The sequence below is a fragment of the Marilutibacter maris genome (assembly GCF_006546735.2).
GTDB classification, from domain to species: Bacteria; Pseudomonadota; Gammaproteobacteria; order Xanthomonadales; family Xanthomonadaceae; genus Marilutibacter; species Marilutibacter maris.
In genome coordinates this window covers 1-2,517 of sequence record NZ_VICD02000300.1, presented here as the reverse complement: position 1 = coordinate 2,517, position 2,517 = coordinate 1, and the positions used below count along the sequence as shown (strand labels likewise).

The following is a 2,517-nucleotide window of genomic DNA, read 5'->3' as shown; positions in this document are numbered from 1 at the left end:
CACGCTGAACCTGTCCAGCGAGGCCCTCAACGGCACCTGGAAGCTGCGGGTCAACGACAACGCGAATCAGGACACCGGCTATATCGACAGCTGGAACATCACGTTCTGACCCTTGCGTTCACGGCATGAGCTTGCAGACGCGGCCCCAGGCAGGCCGTCGCACAGTTTCCGCCTACCGTGGCACCGCCACGGCTGGCGGGCTTGGAGTGGGCGTGTATCCGGACGCCCATGGGGGATTCTCACCGACAACGGACAGCCCCCGGAGATCGCCGGGGGGCCGTCGAGGTGATTGCGGTAGATGCGGCATTTCACCGGACCACTGAGTCGTGCGCAGGCGCGATCCAATCTTTCACACTTGAAGGGAAACAAGCACATGAAAGATGCAAACATTCGATGCGGCCGGATGGTCGCGGTTTCGGCACTGGCCATCGGTTTGTCCATCGCGGTCGCGGACGCGGCCGAGCGGGTCGACCTCCAGCGCCTTGATACGGCGCAGGTGAACCAGCAGTACCAGTCGGCCAGCGCGGCGATCGGCACGCCCGCGCGCGCCACCGACCGCCATGCGGAAATGATCGGACTGGAGACCGATTCGGGCCTTGAACTGATCAAGTCCTTCCAGGATCGCGACGGCACCCGCCACTACCGCTACCGCCAGACCTATCGCGGCATCCCGGTGTTCGGCGAGCAGGTGGTGGTCAGCGAGCGCAGCGACGGCAGCGTCCACCGGCTGTTCGGCCAATCGGTGATGGGCCTGGCGAGCGAGCTGCCGGCGGTCGCGCCGAAGCTGGACAAGGCCCGTGCGGCGACGCTGGGCAAGCGCGCCGCGCTCGGCGCCGACCTCGCCCGCCGCACGATCGAGAACGAGACCTCGCAGCAGATGGTCTACATCGACGACAACGGCCGCGCGCGCATGGTCTTCGTGGTGTCGTTCTTCGCCGACGCCCCCGCCGGCGGCGAACCGACCCGCCCGGTCCTGATCCTCGACGCCAACAGCGGCCGCGTCATCAAGCAGTGGGACGCGCTGGCCCACGCCAACGGCACCGGCCCCGGCGGCAACGCCAAGACCGGCGAGTACGAGTACGGCACCGACTTCGGCTACATGGACGTCAGCCAGAGCGGCAGCACCTGCACGATGACCAACTCGCAGGTCAAGACGGTCAACCTCAACCACGGCACCAGCGGCAGCACCGCGTTCTCCTACACCTGTCCGCGCAACACGGTGAAGACGATCAACGGCGCCTACTCGCCGCTCAACGACGCGCACTACTTCGGCAAGGTCGTCTACGACATGTACGACGACTACGTCGGTGCGCCGCCGCTGACCTTCCAGCTCACCATGCGCGTGCACTACAGCAACAACTACGAGAACGCGTTCTGGAACGGCTCGTCGATGACCTTCGGCGACGGCGCGTCGACCTTCTACCCGCTGGTCAGCCTGGACGTGTCCGCGCACGAGGTCTCGCACGGCTTCACCGAGCAGAACTCGGGACTGATCTATTCCGGGCAGTCCGGCGGCATCAACGAGGCCTATTCGGATATCGCCGGCGAGGCGGCCGAGTACTTCATGCGCGGCAGCAACGACTTCCTGGTCGGCGCCGACATCTTCAAGAGCAATGGCGCGCTGCGCTACATGGACGATCCGACCCGCGACGGTCGCTCGATCGGCCACGCCGACGACTACTACAACGGCATGGACGTGCACTACTCCTCCGGCGTCTACAACAAGGCGTTCTACCTGCTCGCCAACAAGACCGGCTGGGATACCCGCAACGCGTTCCGGGTGTTCGCCCGCGCCAACCAGCTGTACTGGACCTCCAGCACCAACTTCGACCAGGGCTCCTGCGGCGTCGAGTCGGCGGCCGAGGACCTGAGCCTGACCGTCGCCGACGTGACCGCGGCCTTCGCTTCCGTGGGCGTGAGCTGCGACGGCGGTGGCGATCCGCCGGGTGGCGGCGAGCTGGAGAAGGGCGTGCCGGAAACCGGGCTGGCGGCCAGCACCGGCAACTCCATCAACTACACGATGGACGTGCCCGCCGGGGCCTCCAACCTGAGCTTCGTCATGTCCGGCGGCACCGGCGATGCCGACATCTACGTCAAGTTCGGCAGCGCGCCGACCGACAGCAGCTACGACTGCCGTCCGTACAAGAACGGCAACGCCGAGACCTGCAGCTTCGCCAGCCCGCAGACCGGCACCTACTACGTCCGGGTCAAGGCCTACAGCAGCTTCTCCGGGGTCAGCCTGGTCGGCGACTACAGCACCGGCGGCGGTGGCGACACCCAGACCTACAGCAACACCAGCGACTATCCGATCAACGACAACGCCACGGTGGAAAGCCCGATCACCGTGTCCGGTCGTAGCGGAAACGCGCCCAGCAACGCCAGCGTGGATGTCGACATCCGCCACACCTACAAGGGCGACCTCAAGGTCGACCTGGTGGCCCCGGATGGCAGCACCTACAACATCCACAACCGCAGCGGCGGCAGCGCCGACAACGTGATCGGCACCTACACGCTGAA

At 66.1% G+C, this 2,517-nt stretch carries 2 protein-coding genes; both read left to right on the top strand.

Annotation, left to right across the window (positions count from 1 at the left end):
- Positions 1 to 4 precede the first annotated feature (4 nt).
- Entirely contained in the window at positions 5 to 109 is a 105-nt protein-coding gene (locus FKV24_RS20280) for a proprotein convertase P-domain-containing protein (protein WP_211371904.1), read from the top strand.
- 264 nt (positions 110 to 373) lie between these two features.
- Positions 374 to 2,517, top strand: a 2,144-nt coding sequence (locus tag FKV24_RS16795; RefSeq protein WP_141483199.1) for a M4 family metallopeptidase, incomplete at its 3' end; no start/stop codon positions are given.